Annotated in this window: 24 protein-coding genes; 10 read left to right on the top strand and 14 right to left on the bottom strand. The window is 61.5% G+C overall.

Annotation, left to right across the window (positions count from 1 at the left end; translation table 11 throughout):
* Positions 1–141 precede the first annotated feature (141 nt).
* The 4 genes from FB009_RS22890 (at position 142) to FB009_RS22875 (ending at position 2226) form a co-directional block, all read left to right on the top strand.
* Positions 142–351, top strand: coding sequence for a CsbD family protein (locus FB009_RS22890; RefSeq protein ID WP_012061657.1), 210 nt, complete (start codon positions 142–144; stop codon positions 349–351).
* A 70-nt stretch (positions 352–421) separates the two neighbouring features.
* A complete protein-coding gene (locus tag FB009_RS22885) occupies positions 422–919 on the top strand; it encodes a BON domain-containing protein (protein ID WP_145161976.1) in 498 nt (165 codons plus the stop codon).
* Positions 920–967: 48 nt separating this feature from the next.
* Complete coding sequence (locus FB009_RS22880) at positions 968–1327, top strand: hypothetical protein (protein ID WP_024311696.1); 360 nt, start codon at positions 968–970, stop codon at positions 1325–1327.
* A gap of 191 nt (positions 1328–1518) precedes the next feature.
* Positions 1519–2226 carry a DUF1236 domain-containing protein gene (locus tag FB009_RS22875; protein ID WP_145161973.1) on the top strand — a complete coding sequence of 236 codons (708 nt, stop codon included), beginning with the start codon at positions 1519–1521 and terminating at the stop codon, positions 2224–2226.
* Positions 2227–2343: 117 nt separating this feature from the next.
* Here the strand turns inward: FB009_RS22875 and FB009_RS22870 are convergent, their stop codons facing one another.
* Positions 2344–3423, bottom strand: coding sequence for an AI-2E family transporter (locus FB009_RS22870; protein WP_018012857.1), 1080 nt, complete (start codon positions 3421–3423; stop codon positions 2344–2346).
* Positions 3424–3715: 292 nt separating this feature from the next.
* Between FB009_RS22870 and FB009_RS22865 the strand changes: the two genes are divergently transcribed.
* The 4 genes from FB009_RS22865 (at position 3716) to FB009_RS22850 (ending at position 8671) form a co-directional block, all read left to right on the top strand.
* Positions 3716–4597 carry an AraC family transcriptional regulator gene (locus tag FB009_RS22865; RefSeq protein ID WP_018012856.1) on the top strand — a complete coding sequence of 294 codons (882 nt, stop codon included), beginning with the start codon at positions 3716–3718 and terminating at the stop codon, positions 4595–4597.
* A gap of 126 nt (positions 4598–4723) precedes the next feature.
* On the top strand, positions 4724–5383 hold the full coding sequence (locus tag FB009_RS22860; protein WP_024311695.1) for a 2Fe-2S iron-sulfur cluster-binding protein: 660 nt from the start codon (positions 4724–4726) through the stop codon (positions 5381–5383).
* Between the two features lie 3 nt (positions 5384–5386).
* Positions 5387–6373 carry an FAD binding domain-containing protein gene (locus FB009_RS22855; RefSeq protein WP_024311694.1) on the top strand — a complete coding sequence of 329 codons (987 nt, stop codon included), beginning with the start codon at positions 5387–5389 and terminating at the stop codon, positions 6371–6373.
* A gap of 21 nt (positions 6374–6394) precedes the next feature.
* Entirely contained in the window at positions 6395–8671 is a 2277-nt protein-coding gene (locus FB009_RS22850; RefSeq protein WP_024324818.1) for a xanthine dehydrogenase family protein molybdopterin-binding subunit, read from the top strand.
* A gap of 116 nt (positions 8672–8787) precedes the next feature.
* Here FB009_RS22850 and FB009_RS22845 read toward each other — a convergent pair whose 3' ends face one another.
* From FB009_RS22845 to FB009_RS22825, 5 genes are all read right to left on the bottom strand, one after another.
* Complete coding sequence (locus FB009_RS22845) at positions 8788–9636, bottom strand: phytanoyl-CoA dioxygenase family protein (RefSeq protein ID WP_024311692.1); 849 nt, start codon at positions 9634–9636, stop codon at positions 8788–8790.
* Positions 9637–9681: 45 nt separating this feature from the next.
* Complete coding sequence (locus FB009_RS22840; protein WP_024311691.1) at positions 9682–10674, bottom strand: ABC transporter permease; 993 nt, start codon at positions 10672–10674, stop codon at positions 9682–9684.
* A gap of 12 nt (positions 10675–10686) precedes the next feature.
* A complete protein-coding gene (locus tag FB009_RS22835; RefSeq protein WP_024311690.1) occupies positions 10687–11691 on the bottom strand; it encodes an ABC transporter permease in 1005 nt (334 codons plus the stop codon).
* Position 11692: 1 nt separating this feature from the next.
* Positions 11693–13186: a sugar ABC transporter ATP-binding protein gene (locus FB009_RS22830; RefSeq protein WP_024311689.1), complete on the bottom strand. Its 1494-nt coding sequence runs from the start codon at positions 13184–13186 to the stop codon at positions 11693–11695.
* A 102-nt stretch (positions 13187–13288) separates the two neighbouring features.
* Positions 13289–14272, bottom strand: coding sequence for an ABC transporter substrate-binding protein (locus tag FB009_RS22825; protein WP_012061670.1), 984 nt, complete (start codon positions 14270–14272; stop codon positions 13289–13291).
* A gap of 163 nt (positions 14273–14435) precedes the next feature.
* On the opposite strand from FB009_RS22825, the gene FB009_RS22820 reads away from it, so the two are divergent.
* Positions 14436–15548, top strand: coding sequence for a LacI family DNA-binding transcriptional regulator (locus FB009_RS22820; protein ID WP_018012849.1), 1113 nt, complete (start codon positions 14436–14438; stop codon positions 15546–15548).
* A gap of 48 nt (positions 15549–15596) precedes the next feature.
* Here FB009_RS22820 and FB009_RS22815 read toward each other — a convergent pair whose 3' ends face one another.
* From FB009_RS22815 to uxaC, 8 genes are all read right to left on the bottom strand, one after another.
* Positions 15597–15932, bottom strand: coding sequence for a cupin domain-containing protein (locus FB009_RS22815; protein ID WP_024311688.1), 336 nt, complete (start codon positions 15930–15932; stop codon positions 15597–15599).
* 9 nt (positions 15933–15941) lie between these two features.
* The gene (kduD, locus tag FB009_RS22810; RefSeq protein ID WP_024311687.1) at positions 15942–16706 is read right to left on the bottom strand and encodes a 2-dehydro-3-deoxy-D-gluconate 5-dehydrogenase KduD; all 765 of its coding nucleotides are present in this window, start codon (positions 16704–16706) and stop codon (positions 15942–15944) included.
* Positions 16703–17548, bottom strand: a complete 846-nt coding sequence (gene kduI / locus FB009_RS22805) for a 5-dehydro-4-deoxy-D-glucuronate isomerase (protein ID WP_024311686.1) — start codon at positions 17546–17548, stop codon at positions 16703–16705. The genes kduD and kduI overlap by 4 nt, the downstream gene beginning before the upstream one ends.
* A 117-nt stretch (positions 17549–17665) precedes the next feature.
* The gene (locus tag FB009_RS22800) at positions 17666–18415 is read right to left on the bottom strand and encodes a FadR/GntR family transcriptional regulator (RefSeq protein ID WP_018012846.1); all 750 of its coding nucleotides are present in this window, start codon (positions 18413–18415) and stop codon (positions 17666–17668) included.
* A gap of 8 nt (positions 18416–18423) precedes the next feature.
* Positions 18424–19707, bottom strand: a complete 1284-nt coding sequence (locus FB009_RS22795; RefSeq protein ID WP_018012845.1) for a TRAP transporter large permease — start codon at positions 19705–19707, stop codon at positions 18424–18426.
* A gap of 4 nt (positions 19708–19711) precedes the next feature.
* Positions 19712–20272: a TRAP transporter small permease gene (locus FB009_RS22790; protein WP_018012844.1), complete on the bottom strand. Its 561-nt coding sequence runs from the start codon at positions 20270–20272 to the stop codon at positions 19712–19714.
* 191 nt (positions 20273–20463) lie between these two features.
* Entirely contained in the window at positions 20464–21441 is a 978-nt protein-coding gene (locus FB009_RS22785; RefSeq protein ID WP_024311685.1) for a TRAP transporter substrate-binding protein, read from the bottom strand.
* A gap of 31 nt (positions 21442–21472) precedes the next feature.
* Positions 21473–22882: a glucuronate isomerase gene (uxaC, locus tag FB009_RS22780; protein WP_024324817.1), complete on the bottom strand. Its 1410-nt coding sequence runs from the start codon at positions 22880–22882 to the stop codon at positions 21473–21475.
* A gap of 154 nt (positions 22883–23036) precedes the next feature.
* On the opposite strand from uxaC, the gene FB009_RS22775 reads away from it, so the two are divergent.
* Positions 23037–24056 (top strand): Gfo/Idh/MocA family protein, encoded by a 1020-nt coding sequence (locus tag FB009_RS22775; protein WP_018012841.1) that lies wholly within the window; start codon positions 23037–23039, stop codon positions 24054–24056.
* Positions 24057–24143 lie beyond the last annotated feature (87 nt).

Raw genomic sequence — 24143 nt, 5'->3', positions numbered from 1 at the left:
AGAGTAACACAACTTTGTGTCTGCAACGTCACGTCCGGAGGCCGGCTCCTTCCGGGAGTGCACAAGCATCTGCGATCACGATGAACCAATTTCGTTCTCGCGAGTTCCACTTACGAGACAATCAAACATGGAGGACGACTCATGGACTGGAATCGTGTGGAAGGTAACTGGAAGCAGGTCAAGGGGAGGATCAAGGAGCAGTGGGGCAAGCTCACCGATGATGATCTGGATCAGATCTCCGGGAACCGTGATCAACTTGAAGGTAAAATCCAAGAGCGCTACGGAATCGAGAAGGACCGTGTGCGGCGTGACCTAGACGACTGGTACGGCCGCCAGACTTGGGATTGGTGACGAGCGGGACGGAGATCCCGCTAGAGCGGGATCTCTTTCCCAAACCGATCCTCACTGAAAGGAGACGCCAATGAAGGTGCCCCACAAAGAAAAGGCGCTCTCGCGCGACGAGGATTATCGCGACTATGAGGAGCGCGATCTTCGTGAAGGCTGGCCCTATTCAGACGGTAGCGGTAGTACCTCGCGCAGTCCTGAAAACGGAAGCTATGGCTCCACCGGCGCAAATTTTGATGAAGAGCGCGGTGAGGGCTTCATAGTCGATGATGCCGGTGCAGATGGACTTGAGGAAAATCCCGTCGACAACGGGCGCCCCCTTCCAACGAACCGCATCGACAGCGACGAACTGGAAGCGGTCATTACGGACCGGCTGACCCAAAACGATGAAACGGAGGCCGACGGCATCGAAGTGCGTGCCGTAAACGGCATCGTCACCCTTGAAGGTGCTGTCGAAACCCTGGAACGTGCACGTCGGATTCAGGCCGTCGTGGAGGCTGTCGCAGCGGTACTGGAGGTTCGCAACAATCTGCAGACCCTGGGCGTGGATTCACACATCCCGGACGACGGCTAGGCAGCACCGTTTCTTTGCGCGTGGCGCCGGGGATTGATGGAGGAGCCGATGGCAATCTTCGAGGTGTTGGCCGACCCGGAGCTGGCCCAGGAACTCGCCGTGGCCGTGGTCATGCTGACCCGGGACGAAGGCCGTGATCGCCCTCGCAAGGGGATCATGCTGACCCGCGAACTGGTTGAAGATGCGTTCGAAGGTGATCGCGAACGGGCGGCCGAAGCGGCGAGATCCGGCTTGATAGACCAGGAGGCGATGCGCCGAATCGACAGCCCTGACAGGCTGACCTATCAGCCACGTGGTCAGGCCGGTCAAGCGGCATGGGTGCTTGCGGCTTTCACCCGTGACGATCTGGGATTGTTTGAAGGGCCAGTCCGTTCCGGCGGGGCCGGGGCGGGTGGAATCACGGCCTGAACCACACCCGCTTTTCTCCGGATCACGAAATTGCTCTGGCTTCTTGTTTTTCAGCAATTCCGGACGGAAATCCGCAAACATTTTTTCTCATCCCGCTCTCCAAAATTCCGCCGCCCACGTAGGTTGATAGGGAACAATCCTGCCAATCAGCGGTTGGCTGCCGGAAGGGACGTTCGAATGGAGAACATCCGATGAAGGGTATCCTTATCAGGAGTGCGATCGCCTTGAGCCTGGGGGTAGCGTCCACCCCGGTCTTATCGCAGACGGAGCAGCCGGCGCAGGGCCAGTCGAGCGGCCAATCCACCGACTGCCCGGCCGGCATGGAATGTCCGCAAGGCGGCACGCAGCCGGACCAGCAGCCTGACCCCCAGGGGGGTGCAACACAGCAGGGGCAGACCGGCCAGGACCAGCAGCAACAGCCAGCTGATCAGCAACAGCCCACCGATCAGCAACAGGATCAGCAAGGCCAATCCGATACACAGCAGGATCAGGGCGGCACGCAAACGCAAGAGCAGGGGTCGGACGCGCAGACCCAGCAGCAAGATTCGGAACAGCAGCCTTCGCAAGGCGGAACCGATCGACCGGCTCAAGGAGAGTCCCGTTCGACCGAGCAGGGTCAGACTTCCGGCTCTTCCGGAAACGTGGACGTGACGGTAGAGCAGAAGACGGAAATCACGCAGGTCATCAAGGAAGAGAACGTCGACCCGATCGACGTCGACTTCGATGTGTCCGTCGGCGTGGCAGTACCGGAGACTGTCAAGGTCAAGCTACAACCGGTTCCGACGCGGATCGTACAGATCGTACCCGAATACGAGGGTTACCTGTTCTTCGTACTGGCAGACGGCAGGATCGTCATTGTCGAACCGTCGTCTCTGGAGATCGTGGTGATCCTTTCCTAGAGTGACGATTTAGTCCCGCATCTGACAGACCTGATTCAGGGTCCGCCGGCTTTTTTCGGGCGGGCCCTTTTTCCGCCCTCCGTCGATCGGACGTGTACTGATAGACCGCAAAGCGCTTCAGGCCCTGGGCTCCGTATTGTGTTGGCGCCAGATGTCCAGAAGCAGCAGCGTGACGGTGAAGGCCACCGGCCCGATCACCAGCCCTGCCGACCCGAAGACGATGATGCCGCCGATCATGCTCATGAAGGCCGTGAGGGTGTGAAGCTTCAGGCGGTCCCCCACGAAGATGGGGTACAGAAGATTGTCGATGGTCGCGACCACCCCCGCGCCCCAACCGGCGAGTATCAACGCCTTTCCCCATTCGCCGCTCAACGCCAGCGATAGTGCGGCCGGTAGCCAGACGATGAAAGCGCCGAGCACCGGCACGACGGCGAGCAAGCCCATGGCGAGCCCCCATACCACCGGCGCCGGTAAGCCGAGCAACCAGAACATCAGGCCGCCCATGGCGCCCTGCACGGCAGCAACGGCCACAGTGCCGAAGACAACGGCATGCACCGTTTCGTGTACCCGCGTGAACAGCCGGTTCATCTCCTGCTCGCTGAGCGGGGAATGTTCCTTTAGCGCTGCCAGCACTTGCCGGCCGTCACGCAGGAAATAGAACAGGAAATAGAATGTCAGGACGGCATCGATGATCTGGGCAACGGAACCGCGTACGAACGAGGCGCTGAAGTTGGTAAGCCAGCTGGTGGCGCTTCCGGCGATCCCGGCCAGATCGAGCTGCGTCTCGATCCAGAGGACGGCCGGCGCGAGACGTGGATAATTGGCGAGCGCGTCGCGCCAGGTGCCGGACCGCAGCGCCTCCTCGATGATCTTTGCGCCTTTGGCAGCCTCGTTCACCAACCGCTCCGCCATGAAGGTAAGCGGCACGGCGACGACGAAGACAGCGATGGCGACGGTCGCCGCGGCTGCTGCGTCCGGATAGCGGAAGCGGCTTTTTACCCGGCGATGCAGCGGCTGGAACATCACAGCCAACACGAGCGCCCAGGTGAGGGCGGGCAGGAACGGTACGGTGAGGAACGTGCACACGACCAATCCTGCGAGGAGGGCGACTAGGATCGCCAAAGTGCGCGAGCGGCGCGGCGTAAAAAGGCGGTTCGAGTTCTCGTCTTCGTCCCGCACGGAAATACTCTTCGCCATCGCGTCTCTCGCCGTTGCAGCCGTCTCGGGTCCAGTGAGGCAGCCTTGTCAAGGATAACGATTCCAGAGCGAAAGACGTTGCGAACGACTGAGAAAATGAGCGCATGACGTGCGTGTTTGCCGCGTCACACCTCAGTCTTGACGCGGAGAGGGCACTACACGAGACTTTGAATATGGTTTGATAGCGCAATCAGGATCGGTGCTGGAGAATTCGTGCGGGCGGTGGGGCGAACTGCGATGGCGCATTCTGGCGCCCGCGCGGTTTCGGTTTGGCGAAAACAGGACGTTCCACATGTCTTTCAGACCGCTTCTCGGTAATGGTCGGATCCGGACTGCGGGTGAGCGGCTGGCGAAGCCGTTGACAGCTTCGTGGGCCAACTCATCGATCATTTTCGATCGCCGCCGCTGGGCATGCCGGGAAGCGGAAATGCGCTGGACCGCTCCGCATCACCTGTTCGTTCTGACGGAGCGAGGTGGCACATCCCAGACGCACATCCGTTCCGACGGGAGCCTGTATCAAGGGCGGGACGGACCGGGCGCCCTGACATTCGTGCCCGCGGGCACGGAACGGCTCGGCGCGTATCGCGACGTCGATCTCACCTATTCGGCGCTCTGGATCGATCCCCGGTCCATCCCTCCGGGCAGCGATCACCTGAAGAACCTGCCGGTCCTGATAAACAAGAGCGACTTTGTCACGGACGCGCTGCTGAAATCGCTGAGTTGCGAGATATCCCGCGGCCACGTTCCCGATACGGCCTATATGGAGCATCTGGTTGCACTTATAGCTTTGCGGATACGTTCTGTCTTTGATGAACCCGTAAAGATCATCCGCCACGGATCCCTTGGCAGCCCCGTCGTGAAGCGGGTTCGCGACTATATCGATGCCCATCTGGACGGAGACATTTCGCTTGGCGAGTTGGCGCATGTCGCCGGTGTTGCGGCGGATACCTTTGCGCGTCGCTTCAAGGCCACGACAGGCCTTGCACCGTACGCCTATGTCATCGAGGAACGCGTCCGGCGGGCGGAGACCCTCCTGCATGAAACCGACATCGCGCTCAGCGAGATCGCATTGAATTGCGGCTTTTCGAGCCAGAGTCACTTCACCGCCACATTCAAGCGCCTGCGAGGGATAACGCCGCGCGCTTATCGATCGGACGTTATTCCGGAATTCTGATAGTTCCGCCGATTTCCTGAAAGAAATTTTACGCGTCCAGCGCCAACTTGTGTGGCGTCGATGCACGCTGCCGGCTGCAATGCAGGCGGCAAGTATCCTCCTCAACAGGCGAACCGGAGATGACACGTGCCAGAAAAGCAAAAAGAAACTGGTCCGACGCGACGGGCGCTTCTGGAGGGCGGGGCAGCCACCACCATGCTCCTTGTCGCCGGGCTGCCAGTTGGACGTTCCGCGGTCGCCGCCGTTGCTGCTGAACCCACAGTAACCCCGATGCCCACATTGCCGGTTAAGCTCAATATCAACGCCAGAAATATAGCGGTGGAAGTGGATCCGCGAACGACGCTGCTCGACACCTTGCGCAACCATCTCGGTCTCACCGGTTCGAAAAAGGGTTGCGACCATGGTCAATGCGGCGCCTGCACCGTCCTTGTGAACGGGCGCCGGATCAATGCCTGTCTGTCGCTGGCCGCCATGCATGAAGGCGATGAAATCACCACGATCGAAGGGCTTGCAGCCGAGGGCGAACTTCACCCGGTTCAGGCGGCTTTCATCGAACATGATGGTTTCCAGTGCGGCTACTGCACGCCGGGCCAGATCTGCTCCGCAGTCGCAATGTTGCGAGAGGCGAAGGAAGGTTGGCCGAGCCATGTGAGCGCGGATGTTGGCGCCGCTCCCGCCGCGTTGACCGACACCGAAATCCGCGAGCGCATGAGCGGCAATCTCTGCCGTTGCGCCGCCTATCCCAACATCGTCGCCGCCATTCGCGATGCCGCAGAAAGGTCATGAAGCATGCAGCCCTTTACTTATCAGCGAAGCGAAGACGTGGCGGGGGCTGTGGCGGCCGTCGCGGGAAGACCGGCAGCGCGTTTCATCTCCGGTGGCACCAATCTGCTTGATCTGATGAAGCTGGACATCGAGCGCCCGCAGCATCTCGTGGACATCAGCCGACTGCCGCTGGACCGTGTCGAGCCGACGGAGGAGGGCGGGTTGCATATCGGCGCCCAAGTTCGCAATAGCGACCTCGCCGCTGATCCGGGCGTCAGGTCGCGCTATCCTGTTTTGTCTCAGGCGCTGCTGGCGGGCGCTTCCGGCCAGATCCGCAATAAGGCTTCCACTGGCGGAAACCTTCTCCAACGCACGCGATGCCCCTATTTCTACGATAGCAACATGCCTTGCAACAAACGGGAGCCCGGCGCCGGCTGCGCCGCGCTGAGGGGCTTCAACCGAATGCATGCGGTGATCGGAGCGAGCGATTCATGCATTGCCGTGCATCCGTCCGACATGGCGGTGGCCATGGCAGTGCTCGATGCAAGGGTCGAAACAGTGTCACCGGGAGGAGAAACGCGGTCGATCCCGCTCGGTGACCTCTATCTGCTGCCTGGGACAACGGCGGACCAGGAGACGGTGCTCGCCCATGGCGAAATGATCACTGGCGTCACTCTGCCACCGCCGCCGGCGGGCCGGCAGGTGTACCGTAAGGTGCGCGACCGTGCCTCCTATGCGTTCGCCCTTGTTTCCGTTGCAGCGATCATCGAAACTTCCGGCAATCGGGTGCGAAGCGCGCGCGTCGCCATCGGCGGCGTGGCGCCGAAACCCTGGCGGGCGCCCGAGGTCGAGAGCAGGCTTGCTGGTTCGGCTCTTTCGGATCAGGACTTATCGGAGGCCGCCGAGGCGGCTCTCCCCGAAGCCGTCGGGCATGGCGGCAACGACTTCAAGATACGCTTGGCCAAGCGGACGGTGCGCTACACGCTCGCCGCCGCGGCCGAACTGGTTTGACCGAAAAAATTGGTGGAAACAATGACCGAAAATGCGCAGCGACGTACTACAAGCGGCGGCGACCAATTCATAGGGAAAGCGGTCGACCGCGTCGATGGGCCGCGCAAGGTCACCGGCACCGCTCCCTATGCCTACGAAATTGCGGAGGGCCCGCCTCCGGCTTATGGCTATATTCTCGGTGCGGCCATTGCCAAAGGCCGCATTCTGAAAATCGACGCGGAACTCGCCGAACGAGCGCCAGGCGTCCTTTATGTGATGACGCATTTGAATGCGCCGCGCCAACAGGAATTCGGTCCGGCCGTCACGCCGGCCGTACGCGAGGTTTTCACCCGTGCGCGACCCGTGCTCCGTGGCGATCATGTGCATTTCTACGATCAGCCCGTCGGGCTGGTGGTCGCCGAAACCTTCGAGGCAGCACGTGCCGCGGCGGCCCTCATCAAGATCCGTTATCAGGAGACTGCCGGCGACTTCGGTCTCGAAGAGCACCTTGCCGCGGCCTATGCGCCCAAGCGGACCAATGCAGGCTTTGAGACGGACAGCGCGGTTGGTGATTTCGAGACGGCATTCGCGGAGGCAGAGGTGCGGATCGACGTGAGCTACCGTACGCCCTACCAGCATCACAATCCCATGGAACCGCATGCTACCTTGGCAATCTGGCAGGGGGACGATGTAACGATCCACACCTCGGCACAGACTCTCTCGAACTTCCGTGCAGGTCTTGCCGCCACGCTCGGCGTCCCGGTCGAGCGAGTGCGTGTGGTTAGCCGTTATATTGGTGGTGGTTTCGGTTCCAAACTGATCGTCCATGCCGATTCGGTATTCGCGGCCCTGGCCGCCCGTATCCTTAAAAGGCCCGTCAAGATTACCCTGACGCGGCAGCAGATGTTCGCCAATGCCGGTCACCGTGCGGAAATGCTGCAGCAGGTAAGATTGGGCGCGCGTGCGGATGGCAGGTTGATAGCCCTTGGGCATGACGTCTGGTCCGCTACCGCCCGCGTCGAGGAGTTCTGCGAGCAAACAGCGGTTTTTGCCCGTTCGCTCTACGCCGCATCCAATCGCCTGACCCGACACCGGCTCGTTCCCGTCGACCTCAACCGAGGCGAATGGATGCGATCTCCGGGTGAGGCGCCCGGCATGCTCGCGCTGGAATGCGCCATGGACGAACTCGCCGAACACCTGGATCTCGACCCGATCGAGCTCAGGATTCGTAACGAGCCCGATCAGGATCCGGAACGCCGGGTGCCGTTTTCCACGCGCAACCTCGTAGCCTGCATGCAGGAAGGGGCGCGTCGATTCGACTGGGGGCGGCGCAGCCCAGAACCGGGCCGCCTTCGCGAAGGACGAAAGCTGGTGGGGATAGGCATGGCCGCTGCGATCCGGCCGAACTACATCGGAGCCGCTGCGGCTTGGGTCCGGATTGATGCCGAGGGACAGGTGACCGCTCGCCTTGACATGACCGATATCGGCACCGGCACCTACACCATCCTGACTCAGATTGCCGCCGATACTCTGGGCGTTCCCCTTGCTGCAGTTGCGATCGAACTCGGCGACAGCCGCTTTCCTCTGACGGCGGGCTCCGGCGGATCCTGGGGGGCGGCGAGCGCCGGAACGGCTCTTTTGCGTGCGTGTGAAGCGTTGAAAGAGAAAATTCTTGCCGCCGCCCGCGTGCATGGCGCGCCGGTTCGGAATGCCGCCGACGTTTCGATGGCGGCGGGAGCGGTGCGGTTCGGCAATCGGGCTGAGGACCTGAAGGACGTCTTACGCCGGGTCGCACCCGAAGGTCTCGACGCCCGGGGTTCGGTCGAGGCGGGGGCCGGCACAGAGGCCTACCAGGCATTTTCGCAGCATTCATATGGTGCGCATTTTGCCGAGGTCAGCGTTGACTGCGACACGGGCGAGATCCGTGCAAGGCGCCTGCTTGCCGTGATCGACGCAGGCCGTATTCTCAATACAAAGACGGCGCGTTCACAGATTCTCGGAGGCATGACCTGGGGGCTCGGCGCAGCCCTGATGGAAAAAACCGTGCTCGACGGCCGCTACGGACGTTTCGTCAATCATGATCTTGCCGAATACCATATTCCGGTCAATGGTGATGTCCCCGACCTCGATGTCGTGTTCCTCGAGGAGAACGACGACAAGGCCAATCCCCTCGGCGCCAAGGGCCTAGGAGAACTCGGCGTCTGCGGGGCGGGCGCGGCTATCGCCAATGCGGTCTATAACGCCACCGGGGTGCGGGTTCGTGAGTTCCCGCTGACATTGGACAAGCTGCTGCCGGGCCTAACTGCATTTGTCCTTTAATCGGAGACGATCAAAGGACAAGAACATGCAGCAGATCATGGTGCTGCGGCGGTCTTTGTTGTCGTAAATCACGAACGTCGCTGTAGTGACCGTTGCGCTCCGAGCGCCGGAGCCGTTCAGGTAGGCGTCGAGCCCATCACAAGACCTTCGATGTCGTGTTTCTGCGTGACGGGGATCAGCTCGTCGACGATCCTGCAGACGAGGTGTTGCTTCACCAGTTTCGGTAGCGCGTCGTAGTAGTCCTGCGTCACCATCATGTCGTGCAGTTCGGCATGGCCGGCGCCGGGCGCGTCGACGCCGAGGACCATGACAGGGCGGGCGATCGGCGAAGCGTGTTCCGTCCCGCGATGGATGGTGAGCGCGGACCGGCATGAAACATCGCCGAGCCTGGGATATTTGCGTGTCGCGAGCTTTTGAAACTCGGGCCACCTTTCCTTGGGCGGGAACATTTCATGTTTCCACTCCCTGCCGTCGAGCCACTGGGTGCCGGGTGCGATTTCGAACGGCCCCATATCCTCCGTCACGTCCACGCCGGTGAGGTTGAAGGCGAGCGAGGTGATGCGGCGCTCGACACAGGTCTCGGGCGGCGAAGGGAAGTCGCGGTGCCAGGGTTGGTACTTCGCTCCCTGAAAAGGTACGTCGAAACCGATCTCGACGATCTGATAGTCCGGACCGAGCATCGCCTCGCATATGCCGACGACCCATGGGTGGGTGACGAGATCGACGAAGCCGGAAAAGTCCTGCGGATGGATCTCGACATACCAGCGGCGCGGCCCGCGACCGACGGCGCCGCCCGGCCGCTGAATGGCCGACCAGAAGGCCGTCATCATGTCTTCACGCATCGCCTCCGCCCATTCGCGCGAGAAGGCGCTTTTGAGGCCGGTAATGCCTTCGCGCTGCAAGGCTTCGACGGACGCGTCGAGGTCATAGCCAGGGCTCGTTTCGCGTGTTGCTGTCGTATTCATTGCTTGTCCTCTTGCTTTCTCTTTGTCGCGGGCGTCACCTGCACCTCAGACGCGTCCCTCACTCGCACCGCGCGACATCAACCGCGCCTGAAGAACGACGACGACGAGCAGGAAGCCGCCGCGGATGACAGACTGCCAATAGGCCGAAAGGGAAATCCACCCGAGGCCATTCTCGAAATTCAGGATGTTGAACACCATTGCGAGCAGCAGAGCTCCCGCAAGTGTTGCGCCGACGGACCCGGAACCGCCCGTCAGGAGCGTACCACCGACGACCACCGAGGCGATGGCGAAGAGTTCCCAGCCGACCCCCTCGGTAGGCTGGCCGGCGCCGAATTGCGAGGCAAGGATGACGCCTGCAAGCCCCGCCAGCGCGCCGGAGCCGGTATAGACCGCGGCGAGCGTTCGTCTTACCTTGAGGCCCATCAATGCGGCCGTCGCCTCGCCGTCGCCTATGGCCAGAACATGGCGGCCGACGGGCAGCCGTTCTAGCACCAGCCAGCCGGCAAAATAGACGAGAAGGGCGATCCAGGCGGGAATGGGGAAGCCCAGGAAGTCGTCCTGGCCAATCGCCGTGAAGCCGCTGTCATAGGAAACGGAGACCGACTGGTTACCCGCGAGCAGCAAAGCGGTGCCATAGGCAGCAAGCATGGTTGCGAGCGTGGCGATAAAGGGCTGGATGCGCATCACGGTTACGGTGAAGCCGTTCAGCGCCCCGACGGCAAGGCCCGCCGCAATGCCACCGAAGAGACCTGCAGCCCAGTGATAGGGCGATAGAAGCGCCGCGACGACGCTCGCCATTGCCGCGGTGCCGCCGACCGAAAGATCGATACCCCCCGTCATGATGACGAAGGCCATGCCCAGGGCGATCAGCGCAAACATCGAGTTGTAACGCAGAAAGCTCAGGATGTTGTACTGTGAGAGGAAGTTCTCATAACGCAGGGCGCCGAACAGGATGAGACCGGCGAGCGCGAGAATGACGCCGAGCCGGGCCATGTCCCCGGAAGACTTCAGCGCAAAAGTGTTACGGAAGGCGTTCATCGTCATTCTCCCTCACGGTTTTCCTGCACGCTGCTGGATGAATACCGCAAGCAGGATCAGGGCAGCCTTGACGATCAGCGCAGCCGCGTCGGGCACACCATTTGCAAGCAGGGTGTAGCGCACCAGCTGGATAACCAGGGCGCCGATCAAGGTGCCCATGATGTTCGCGCGCCCGCCGGTCAGAAGCGTGCCGCCTACGGCGACGGCGGCGATTGCGTCTAGTTCCATGCCGAGGCCGACAAGGTTTGCATCGCTTGCGGAATTCCGCGCGACGACGATGAGGCCCGCCACGCCGGCAAGCGCGCCGCTGATCATATAGACGAGCAGTTTGACGCGGTGCACGGGGATACCGGTCAGCCGGGCTGCCTTCTCGTTGCCCCCGACCGCGATGACCTGGCGTCCAAAAACCGTGTGGCGAACTGCCGCCCATGCGATCGCCGCAATCACAATCATCAGAATTACCTGGGCGGGAATGCCGGCAATGCGCCCGAGAGCTATGAATTGGAAGCCTTCGTTGCGGAAGACCTGCAGGTTGCCGTTGGTCATGACCTGGGCGATGCCGCGGCCGGCAATGAACAGGACGAGGGTCGCGATGATCGGCTGGATGGCGAAACGAGTCACCAGCAGCCCGTTGAACAAACCGAGCAGCGCCGTGGCGATGACCGGCAGAATAAAGGCAAGTGCCACGGCGACGGGCATGGACGAAACCGGAAACAGCGCGCCCGTGAAGATCATCGGTGCAAGCGCACCGCCTATCGCCATCAGTGAACCCACGGAAAGGTCGATGCCGCCGGTAGCAATCACCAGTGTCATGCCGGCGGCGACGATCACGATCGTGGCGACCTGGGTCAGGTTGACGTTGAGCGTCTGCAAGGACAGGAAGTTTGGAGTGAAGAGGACGTTGAATAGGATCAGTGCGAGGAACGCGGCGACAGTGCCGTATCGTCCGGCCAGTGTGAAGAAGCGTTTGCCGGAGGGGACGGTGCCCGCGGTGGCCTGTGTCTCGATCGTCGTCATGCTACTCCACCTGATGCGCCATGGCGGCAAAGAGCGCTGCCTCGCTCAACTCCCTGCGCGGCAGAACCGCCACCGAGGTTCCATCGCTGAGGACGGTTACCCGGTCGGCTGCCGCGAGCAATTCCTCGAGCTCCGACGAAATCATCAGCACGCCCAAACCCTCGTCCGCTAACCTGCGCAAAAGGCGGAGAATTTCGGCTTTGGCGCCGATATCGATGCCGCGAGTCGGTTCGTCGACGATCAGGAGTTTCGGATCGGTGCAGAGCCATCGTCCGAGCAGCACCTTCTGCTGGTTGCCCCCAGAGAGTTCCTTGATAGGCTGGTCGGGCGAAGTGCATTTGATCCCAAGCGCGGCGATGTAGCGCGCGACGATCTCATCCTGGCGCGCGCGATCGACAATGCCGCTACGGGCGAGCTTCGGCAGAAGCGCGAGCGTCATGTTTTCACGGATGCTCATATCCGGAATGATGCCGTCGACTTTCCGATCCTCGGAAACGAGACCGATGCCGTCCGCAATGGCTTCCGCGGGCCGACGATAGGATCGCGCTTGGCCTTTGTAGCGAATTTCCCCGCGTTCAAGCCGGTCGGCGCCGAAAATCAGATTGGCGGTTTCGGTTCGGCCGGAGCCGAGCAGACCGGCAAGCCCCGAGATCTCGCCTTCGCGCACCGTCAGGCTGACATTCCGCACCCGAACGCCGGCCCCGGCATTCTCGACCGATAGGCGCACCGGCCGCTGCGCGCCCTCGTCCGCATCCTTGGCAATCGCTTCGAAGGCAGCGAGCTCCTTCCCCAGCATATGGCGCACCAGTGCGAGCTTCGGCATCTCCGCCATCGCGCCCGTCGCCACCGTCTTACCGTCCCGCATGATCGTAACGCTGTCGCAAATCCGATAGAGCTCGTCCAGACGATGGCCGATGAAGACAACGGAAACGCCGGCGCGTTTGAGCGTTCTGATCGTTTCGAAGAGGATGGCGACCTCGCGCTCGTCAAGGGAAGAGGTAGGCTCGTCCATGATAACGAGACGCGCCTTCTGAGTGACGGCGCGCGCAATCGCGACCATCTGCCGGGTCGCGGCGCTGAAGTGGGCGACCGGCTGATCGACGTCGATTTCCAGGTTGAAGGTCCGCAGGACGGCTACCGCGCCTTCGCGCATTGCACGCCTATCGATCAAACCGAAGCGCCGGGGTTCGCGCGAAAGATAGATGTTCTCGGCAACGGAGCGTTGCGGGGCGAGGTTGATCTCCTGGTAGATCGTTGCAATCCCCCTGGCCTGGCTCTCGGCCGGCATGTTGAAGGAAACGTCCTCTCCCGCAAAGGCGATCGAACCCTCGTCGCGCCGGTACGCGCCGGTCAGTATCTTGATAAGCGTCGACTTTCCTGCGCCGTTCTGACCAACGAGCGCCATCACCTCGGCTTCGCCGACTTCAAGTGAAGCCGAGCGAAGCGCGGGAATGCCGTTGAAGGATTTGCAGATGCCGTGCATGGACAGAAGCATGAAACCTCCCGATGCCGATCTGTCTGGTCGCGACTGTGGGAAACGCGCAGGATCACCGAACCCGTTGATCGGCCGGCATGGGCCGGCCGATCAAGAAGGATGTCAGTACGCGTTGGCGAGTTCGGCAGCCGCGTTGGTCGAGTCGTAGAACTTGTCCTCGTTTATGACCAGCGGGTCGATCTTCTCGCCCTTGGCGTAACGCAGCATCGTTTCGAAGGCCTTGGGTCCGAAGCGCGGATTGCATTCGACGACTGCTGCGATCTTGCCGTCGATGACCGCCTGAACCGCTTCCTTGCCGCCGTCGATCGACAATACCAGCACATCCTTGCCTGGGACCTTGCCGGCCGCCTCGATGGCAGCGATGGCGCCGATCGCCATTTCGTCGTTATGCGCGTAAACGATGTCGGCATCCGGGTGCGCCTGCAACAGGGCTTCGGCAACCTGCCGGCCCTTGTCCCGGGCGAAATCGCCCGACTGCGATGCGACGATCTCAAAGCCGCCTGCCGTTTTGATCGTCTCGTCGAAGCCTTTCTTGCGGTCGTTGGCCGGGGACGAACCGGTGGTCCCTTCGAGCTCGATGATCTTCGACTTGCCGTTGGCGTTCTTGATCAGCCACTCGGCGATGCGCTTGCCTTCCTCTATGAAATCCGAGCCGATGAAGGTGACGTAGTCCTCGCCCGCCTTGGCAAGCGACGGATCGACACTTCGGTCGAGCAGGATGACGGGGATGCCGGCCTTCTTGGCGGCCATGACGGCGGGGATGAGCGGTTTTTCTTCCCGCGGTGCGAGGAAGATCAGGTCGACCCCCTGGGCGATCATCGAGTTGACGTCGGCCACCTGCTTGGCAGCGGATCCGGCAGCATCGGTATAGACCAGCTGATGCCCGAGCTTCTCGGCCTCGGCCTTCATGCTGTTGGTCTGTGCGATGCGCCAGGGGTTGTTGGATTCCGTTTGCGCGAAGCCGACCTTGTAGGTCTCCTTCTGCGCGAGCTTCGGCAGTTCCGCGAATGCGACAGTCCCGGCGACGGCGATTGCGCCAGCCGCGGTCGCGGCAAGCATGAACGCGCGGCGTGAAATCCTGTTCATGGTGTTCTTTCCTCCCGGTTTGCCGGTATTCCTCCACCGGCTGCGAGCAAGTTTATGCTTCACACGGAAAAACCTTGCGCTAATATTATTAGCAGTCAAGGCTAAAGTTATTAGCACATGCACAAATTGAATGCGGCGCTGCAGCGCCGGGTAGGGGAGCAAAATGGGAAAGGGCAACGGAGGCAACGGGTCGCCGAAGGATGCGGGCGGCGGCAGGCCTACCATGACCGACGTGGCGCGTATCGCCGGCGTCTCACAGTCGAGTGTCTCCCTCGTGCTCAACGAGATGTCCGGAGCCCGCATCTCGGCCGAGACCCGGGCGCGCGTGCGCGACGCGGCGCGCAAGATCGGATACAGGTTGCCCAACACACGCCAGGACCTCGACCACGCTCCCGCGATCGAAAAGGACACGATAGCCTTCATCGTCGACGAGATATCGACAAGTCCGCATCCGGTGGTCAGCCTCGACGGCATTCGCGACTATGCCTTCGAGCAGGGCCTGCTCGTCTCTGCCCACGCCACTCGCTCAAATCCGGACCTGGAGAGCGCCGTCCTACGGTCCGTCCTTCGAGATCCGGCAATCGCCGGTGTTATTTATGCGACGATCTTCACACGGAAGGTGAGCGTGCCGCGCGAATTGGAAAACGTCCCGACGATCCTTTTGAACTGCTATGCCGAGCCGCGCCAGCACATGGCGATCGTACCGGGGGAGGTTGCGGGGGGCTTCGCGGCGACCGCGCATCTCACGTCTCTCGGGCACCGGCGCATCGGCTTCATCAACGGCGAACCCTGGATGGACGCCGCTATCGACCGGCTCAAAGGCTACAAGCAAGCCTTGGCGACCGCCGATATCGCCTATGACGAGTCACTCGTGCGCAACGGCGACTGGCTGCCATTGCGTGGCTACGAGGCCGCCCTGGAGCTGCTTGCGATCGACAATCCGCCCACCGCAATCTTCTGCGGCAATGATCTGATGGCGATCGGCGCGCTCGAGGCAGCGTCGGAGCGGGGGCTGCGCGTGCCGCAGGACCTGTCGGTGCTCGGCTACGACGACCAGGAGCTCGCTCGCTACACGCATCCGCCACTGTCGACGCTCGTGTTGCCGAACTACGAAATGGGCCAAAAGGCCGCGGAAATCCTGATCGACATGGCGATACATGGAAAGAACCCGCGCCCGATGACGATCAAGGTGGATGGGCCTCTCGTGAAACGAGGCACGACGGCCGCCGTCCCCGAGAGGATGGCTGGACGTCCCTTTGCCTTGCGCGAGGGGTGAGCCGCTCCACCTCTTTGCAACGACGCGACAAGCCTTTCCCCAAAGTGCCTACTTCAGAAAATCGGCGCGGTGTGGCGTGAAGCTGTCGATCAGCCGACCGGCGTCCAGCGCCCTGACACCATGGACCACGCCGGAAGGTGCGATGAAACTGTCGCCGGCGGAAAGAACCTGCGTTTGTTCTCCGACCGTAACTTCGAACCTGCCCTCGGCGATGTAGCTCGCCTGCACATGCGGGTGCGAATGCGGCGCGCCGATGCCGTCTTTCTCGAAGGCGAATTCGACCAGCATGAGCTCGTCCGTATGCAGGATCACCCGGCGTCGGTTGCCTTGTCCGAGTTCGACCCATTCGCCTTCGGTGCTTTGAGCGAAGAGTTTCGTATCCATTGTCATCTCCTATCGGGCGAGCCAGCCGCCATCGACCGGGACGACGGCTCCGTGCATATAGTCAGAGGCGGGTGCGAGCAGGAACACTGCCGCATCGCCGATATCATCGGGCGTACCCCAACGTCCGGCAGGAATGCGCTCCAGAATGGCGGTGCTGCGCTTTTCGTCGGCGCGAAGCGCTTCCGTGTTGTTCGTGATGATGTAGCCGGGGGCCACGGCATTCACATTGACGCCCTTGGCCGCCCATTCGCAGGCAAGCAATCGTGTGATGCCGAGCGCTCCGTGTTTGGATGCGGTGTAGGACGCAACGCGGATGCCGCCCTGAAAGGAAAGCAGCGAAGCGATGTTGACGATCTTGCCCCGGCTTTTCTCGGCAATCACCCGCCGCCCGAAACCCTGAGACAGGAAGAACAGCGAACGTAGATTGATGTCGATCACGTCGTCCCAGTCGGCCTCGGTGAAATCCACCGCGTCGGCGCGACGGATGATTCCCGCATTGTTGACGAGGCCATGTAGCGGACCGTGCGCGTCCCACAGCCCGTCGATGAGGGTGCGGGCGGCTTTGCGATCCGCAAGATCGGTACGGGCCGGAATGAAGATCCCACCCGCATCAGCGACTTTCTTCTCGGTCTCGTCCATCGCCGAGCGGCCCACGCCGATCACCGTGCCGCCGGCCCGGGCGACCGAAACCGCGATACCCTGTCCGATACCGGTATTGGCTCCGGTGACGACGATGCGCCGGCCGGCGAGGCTGAAGCTCGACGGCAGGCTCATCGAAGCGTCTCCATCGCAACCATCTCCACATCGGTATAGTCGACATTGTCGCCGGCCATCGCCCAGATGAAGGCGTAGTTCGCGGTTCCGCAACCCGAATGGATCGACCATGGCGGAGAAAGCACCGCCTCCTCCCTGGCCATCACGATGTGCCGGGTTTCGCCCGGTTCACCCATCAGATGCAGAATGCGCGCGCTGTCATCGAGGTCGAAATAGAGATAGGCTTCCATGCGCCGGTCGTGCACGTGGCACGGCATGGTGTTCCAGACCGACCCCGGAGCAAGCTGCGTCATTCCGACGACCAGCTGGCAGGTTTTCACGCCTTCCGGATGAATGAACTGAAAAATCGAACGCTCGTTCGATGTGGCGGCACTTCCGAGATCGAGCCGTTTGGCGTCCCCGATGCGGATATGACGCCTTGGCAGCGTCTGATGGGCGGGCGCACTGAGAAGGTAGAACTTGGCGGGGGCGGCAGGGTCTTCGGAGGAGAAGGTGACTTCCTCGCCCATGCCGGCATAGACCATGTCGCGCGGCTCGAGCCGGAAGCTTTCCCCGTTCATCTGGACACGGCCGGGGCCGCCGATATTCACGGCAATGAGCTCGCGCCGCTCGAGAAAGCGCGCCGTCCCGGTCGGGCGGATAGCCTCGAGCGGTAGGGGCGCGTCGACAGGCATTGCTCCGCCGACGATCATGCGGTCGTAGTGGCTGTAGGTCAGCGAAATGCGGCCCGGACGGAACAGGTCGCCAATGTGGAAATTCCTGCGCAACGCGTCAGTGTCCATGCGCGCGGCTGTTGCCGGGTCAACGGCGAAGCGAATGGTGTAGTCGATATGGCCTGTCATCGGCTCACGGTCCTTGGATTAGAGCACTTTCAGGGAACGTTTCCGCTCCTGAAAATACAAGGTTTCAAAAGGTTAGAGCGCTTCTCTGAAGCAGTGAAACGGCCTAACGTCGGGGGATCACGCGTCGCGCCTGGCCGCGCCCCAGGCCGCCTGCTGCCCGCTCAACCGGGCGCGATAGCGCTCCTGGCTTGCGGTCAGGTGGGCACGCATGGCGGCACGGGCAGCTTCCGGATCGTTCCCGGAAATCGCCTGCAGGATCACCAGATGCTCCCGCTGAAGGCCCTTCTGATATTCGCGCGAAAGCGCGCTCTCGGTTCCCCAGGGAGAGCTGACATCGCAAGGGATCGCCCGTAGACCAAGCGCATCGAGAACCTCCACATAATAGGGATTGTTGGTCGCAGCAGCGATCGCCCGGTGGAAGGCAAAATCGCTCTTTCCGGTCGATTCGCCACGCTCGAGCAGCCGGTCGAACTCGAAAAATGCCTCCTGAATCTGGGCTTCCTGCGCGCTATTGCGTCGAAGAGCCGCAAGTCCCGCGCTCTCGATCTCCAGTCCCATGCGCACCTCGATGACGTTGAGCGCATGGGAAATCTTGTTGCTGGCGTCGAGGCTGATCGCACCGAAGGCGATCGTCGGGTGGTCCTTGACGAAAACGCCCGCACCCTGCCGTGGCTCCACGAGGCCATCGGCTGCGAGTGTCGCAATCGCTTCGCGAACGACCGTACGGCTGACCCCGAAGAATTCGCTGATCCTGCTCTCCGTCGGCAGCTTCTCGCCGGCCTGTATTTCACCTTTCAGAACCTGTTGCCGGATCGAGCTTGCGACGCGCTCGGAAAGCTTCGGTTTGCGTTCGGTCGGAAGGTCCATGAAACGTATCACCCTTTGAAGACGGCTGGCAGCCATAGCGAAAGGGCCGGAACATAGGTGACGAGCCCAAGGACGATCAACCCCGCCATGTAGAAGGGCCAGATGCTGCGCATCGCCTCCCAGACGGAGATTTTTCCGACTGCGCAGGCCACAAACTGCACGGCCCCTACCGGCGGTGTGTTCAGGCCGATGCCGAAGTTCAGGATCATGATGACGCCGAAATGAACCGGATCGACGCCGTAGGCCATGGCCACCGGCAGGAATATCGGCGTGCAGATTATGATGGTGGGCCCCATGTCCATGAAGGTTCCGAGAAACAGCATCAGGACATTGAGCAAAAGGAGAACGATGATCGGATTCTCCGAAATCGTGTTCATCCAGTCGATCAGCGCTGCAGGCACTCTCAGGAATGCCATCAGCCAGGAAAAGGCGGCCGCCATGCCAATGATGAGCAGGACCATGGCCGTCGTGCGCACGGCCGCGAATGTGGCCTGGACGAAATCGCGCCAGGTCATCTGCCGATAGACGAAGACGGTTACCGCGAGCGCATAGAGAACGGCGATGCAGGAACTTTCGGTCGCAGTGAACACACCCGAACGTACGCCACCGAAGATGATGCCGATAAGCAGGAGGCCGGGCGTCGAGACAAGCAGATAGCGGCCGACCCTGGCGAAGCCGGGAAAGACCTCCGTCGGGTAGCCCCGCCGCCGCGCGACGAAATAGGCGGTCACCATCAGCGCGGCCGCATAGAGGAGACCGGGGAGGATACCGGCGGTGAAGAGATCTGCGATAGAGATCTTCCCGCCCGCCGATATCGAGTAGATGATCATGTTGTGCGACGGTGGCAGCATCAGCGCGATCAGAGCCGCCATCGATGTAACGTTGACGGCGTAATCTGCGCCATAGCCGCGCTGCTTCATCTGCGGGATCATGAGCCCGCCCACCGCCGCTGCTTCGGCCACGGCGGACCCCGAAATGCCCCCGAACAAGGTCGCAGTGACGATATTGACCTGGCCGAGACCGCCGCGGATGTGTCCGACGAGCGAGGCCGCAAAGGCCACTATTTTCTGGGCGATTCCGCCGCGCACCATCAGGTCCCCTGCATAGATGAAGAACGGAATGGCAAGCAGTGAGAACACGCTCATGCCGGAATTGAGCCGCTGAAAGATCACCAGCGGCGGCAGGCCGAGATAGAGCACGGTCGCGAAGGACGCGACGCCGAGGCAGAAGGCGATCGGCGTTCCGATCAGCATCAGCAGTGTGAATACGCCGAAGAGGATCATCATATCCATCGCGTCAGGCCTTTATTTGCGCGGTTTCGAGATCGGCAGCAACCTCCGCCGGCGGCATTTCGTCGAGAACGTCGTCGATCGGCTCACCGGCAAGCCGCAGGACGATGCGCTCCAGGGCGAACAAGCAGATGAGGACGCCGCCCGCGACGAGCGGCACGTAACTCCAGCCGCCGGAAATCTGCAGAGAGGGCAGGACGGTGTCCCAGGTGAGGGCGACGAGCTGAGCTCCGTACCAGATCATGCCGATGCCGAATGCGAGCGCGACGAGATCGGAAATCATGCGGAGCCAGATCTTGCCGGATTTAGGCACCACGTAGAGCAGCACGTCGAAGCCGAGATGGTAATTTTCGCGTACGCCGACAGCTGCACCAAGAAAGATGAACCAGCTCATCAGCATGACGGCGCCGGGCTCGGTCCAGCTTGGTGAGTCGTTCAAGACATAGCGGCAGAAAACCTGCCACGCGACGATGAGCGTCATCGCGACGAGGCCCACACCCGCCGTCCAGAGCGAGAGCGTACCCAGCCAGGACAGACCCCGGCCCAGTTTTGACAATCCGTTAGACAAGGCTTCATTCCCATCGAAAGTGGGCGGGCAGTCTGCTGCAGAGGCTTCGGCTTGTGAGCTGTGGGTGCTGCCGGCCTGCCCGTCTGGAGCAATTCCAGGAAAGTGCGTAGCGGTTTTCCGTCCGGAATTGCGGTAAAACAAGAGGTTAGAGAGCTCCGCAATTCGGAGAAAAGCGGAAACTCTCTAAAGCGTCACTGTACCGCGCGCACGTCCTCAACCATTTTCTTCAGGACGGCATCGGTAACGTGCTTTTCGTAGACCGGCTTCATTGCATCGATGAAACCCTGCTTTTCGGGTGTGGTGATCTGTGCGCCGGCCGCTTCGACCTTCGCACGCGACTCCTTGACCTTGGCAGCCCAGAGCTCGCGCTGTTTGGCGACACTGTCCTTTGCGGCCTGCTTGAAGATCTCCTGATCTTCCGGCGTGAGTTTATCGAAGACGGCCTTGTTCATGACGAATACCTCCGGAAGGATGGTGTGTTCGTCGAGCGAATAGTTCTTGGCAACTTCGAAATGCTTGGCGGTGTCGTAGCTTGGAAAATTGTTCTCCGCGCCGTCGATGACGCCCGTTTCGATTCCGGAATAGACTTCACCGTAAGGCATGGGCGTAGCGTTCGCCCCGAGCGCGGCCACCATGTCCACGAAGATGTCGGACTGGATCACGCGGAACTTCAAGCCTTTCATGTCGGCAACCGAACTGATCGGCTTCTGTTTGTTGTAGAAGGAACGCGCGCCGGCGTCATAGAAGGCGAGCACCACCACTCCGGCGCTTTCGAACGCCGTCTTGATCTGGTCGCCGATCGCCCCGTCCATCACCTTGTGCATGTGCTCTTCCGAACGGAAGAGGTAGGGAAGCGCCGGAACGATCGATTCCTTCACCGTACCGTTGAAGGGGGCCATCGAGACGCGGTTCAGCTCGATGACGCCGGAACGCACCTGCTCGATCGTGTCCTTTTCCTCCCCGAGCTGCGCGGAGTGATAGACCTCGACGGAGTAGCGGCCGGCCGTACGCTCCTTGACCAGTTCACCGAAGTACTCGACCGCCTCGACCGTCGGATAGCCGTCCGGATGCGTGTCGGATGAGCGCAGCATCGTCTGAGCGTTGGCTGCATTGCCCATGAATGCAGCGGCGACTACTAGACCCGCCGCCAGTTTTACCAGGATTTTCATGCTTTTCCTCCCGTTGGCATGATGTGATTTCTCAAAGCCGGTACGCCTTCTTGGCGAGACCATAGGCAAGGTCCCGCGCAAGCTCGTACGCTTCATTCTCCTGCAGGCGATGTTCCGCGACCAGACCTGCGAGAAATGCGCAGTCGACCCGGCGCGCAATGTCGTGGCGTGCGGGTATTGACGGAAACGCCCTTGTGTCGTCGTTGAAACCGACGGTGTTGTAGAAGCCCGCCGTCTCGGTGGTCATTTCGCGGAAGCGGCGCATGCCCTCCGCACTGTCGTGGAACCACCATGCGGGCCCGAGCTTCAGAGCCGGGTAGACGCCGGCAAGCGGGGCGAGTTCGCGCGCATAGCTCGTCTCGTCCAGCGTAAAGAGAATGATGGTCAGATTGCGCTCGAGCCCGACGACGTCGAGCAACGGCTTAAGAGCGGTCACATAATCCGTGCGAGTCGGAATATCGAAACCTTTGTCGCGACCGAACTTCGCCAGAATGGCTGGAGAGTGATTGCGCAAGGAGCCCGGATGGATCTGCATGACCAATCCATCGTCCAGGCTCATCTTCGCCATCTCGGTCAGCATCTGAGCCCGGAACAGTCGCCGCTCGTCCGCATTCGCTTTGCCCAAGCGTACGTTATCGAAAAGTGCCGCTGCTTCGTTCTGGGGAAGATTGGCCGTGTCTGCCGTGGCGTGGCCGTGATCGGTCGAGGTTGCGCCAAATGTCTTGAAGTAGGCTCGTCGCGAGCGATGGGCGTCCAGATATCCGGTCCAGGTTCCCGTGTCGGCGCCAGTGATCTCGCCGAACTTATCGAGGTTGGTCCCAAAACCCTGAAAATCCGGATCGACCACCGCGTCTGGCCGGTATGCCGGAACGACTCGCCCTTTCCAGCCGCTATCACGGATCCTGGCGTGCCAATCCAGATCGTCCAGGGCGCTATCCGTCGTGGAAATCACCTCGATATTGAACCGCTCGTAAAGCGCACGCGGCCTGTATTCAGGGCGTGCGAGGCATTCGGCCACATGGTCGTAAAGGCGGTCCGCGTTGGCAGCCGAAGGCAGTTCGTCAATGCCGAACAGCTCAGAAAGCGTATAATCGAACCAGAGCCGCGTCGGCGTGCCGCGGAAGAGATAATAGTTCTCGCAGAAAAGTCGCCAGATCGCGCGGCCATCCGTCGCCACCGGAGAGCCGTCAAGCGTCGGTACGCCGAGCATTTCCAGGCTGATGCCCTGGCTGAACAGCATTCGGAATACATAGTGGTCGGGGACGATGAGAAGTTGAGCCGGGTCGGGAAAGGCCTCGTTCAGCGCATACCAGCGTGGGTCCGTATGACCATGCGGGCTGACAATCGGCAGGCCGCTTACTTCGGCATACAGCCCGCGCGCCAGCGCACGTGTGCTCTCCTCGCCCGGAAACAACAGATCTGGATCGATCAGTCCCTTCATTACGCTCCCGCTCCTCCAACAGGACTCTATGGCTAGAGCCTGTAAATTCACTTGTCAACATACAAACTTCGTAAATTTGTATGATGACTTTCTTGCCGCGCATCGGGCCTCGGTGTAGGTATATTTCGGACGAAGCCGACTGGGAGCGACGGAGATGGAAAAGACGCGTATCGGCATGATCGGACTCGGCATGGCGGCCGCGCCGCATGTCAAGAGCCTGCTGGACCTGAAGGACAGGGTTGAGCTGGCTGCCGCCTTCAGCCCGACGCCGGACAGGCGGAGTGCTTTTTCCGAGAGCTATGGTTTCAAGACGTGCGACTCGGTCGAGGCGATCTTTCGGGATCCGTCAATCGCGGCCGTTATGATATTGACGCCGCCAAACACTCATCTCGACCTGGTGCGGCAGGCGGCGGAAGCAGGAAAGCATGTGCTCCTCGAAAAGCCGCTGGAGATCACGCCGGGCCGGGCAGAAGCCCTGGTCGACGTGGCCGCGCGCGCCGGTATAAAGCTGGGCATCGTGCTTCAGCACCGCTTTCGCACGGTCAGCGTGGAACTTGCAAAGCTTATCGGTGAGGGGCGCCTTGGCGAGATCGTCAGTGCTTCGGCCCGGCTCCACAATTGGCGGCCGCAAAGCTATTACGACCAGCCGGGTCGCGGCATGCGGGCTCGCGACGGCGGCGGCGTGCTCCTCACCCAGGCCATCCATACGCTCGACCTTCTCGTTTCGCTCGCCGGTCTTCCGGAAGAGGTCAAGGCATATGCGACGACAAGCAGGGTGCACCGCATGGAAACCGAAGACCTGGCAATGGCGGCAATCCGCTTTGCAAGCGGCGCAATAGGAACCGTGAGTGCAACCACCTGCGCATATCCGGGCTATCCGGATGAGATTGATATTATCGGCACGCGCGGCATGGCGCGCCTCGGCGGACAGCGACTCGCCGTTTCCCTGCACGACGAAGCCGAGCTTTCGTTCGAGGACGAGGCAGCGGGTGGGGCCGGCGCCGATCCGATGGCCTTCCCGCATTGCCATCACCGAGCGGTGCTCGCCGACTTCCTGGATGCCGTCGATGGTGATCGCGAGCCACGTGTCAACGGACGCGAGGCACTGAAGGTCCACCGGCTTATCGCCGCGGTTCTCGGCGCTGCCGAAAGCGGCATGCCGCAGCGCCTCTAGTCACCTGGAACTAAAATTCACTACATTGTATGCTTGGCCTCTTCATTGGAGGTTGAGGCATGGCAAATGCGACTGGCCGACCAACGC

It is taken from the genome of Sinorhizobium medicae (assembly GCF_007827695.1).
In the GTDB taxonomy this organism is placed as follows: domain Bacteria; phylum Pseudomonadota; class Alphaproteobacteria; order Rhizobiales; family Rhizobiaceae; genus Sinorhizobium; species Sinorhizobium medicae.
The sequence above is the reverse complement of the archived record's forward strand: the minus strand, read 5'-3'. Positions and strand labels throughout refer to the sequence as shown.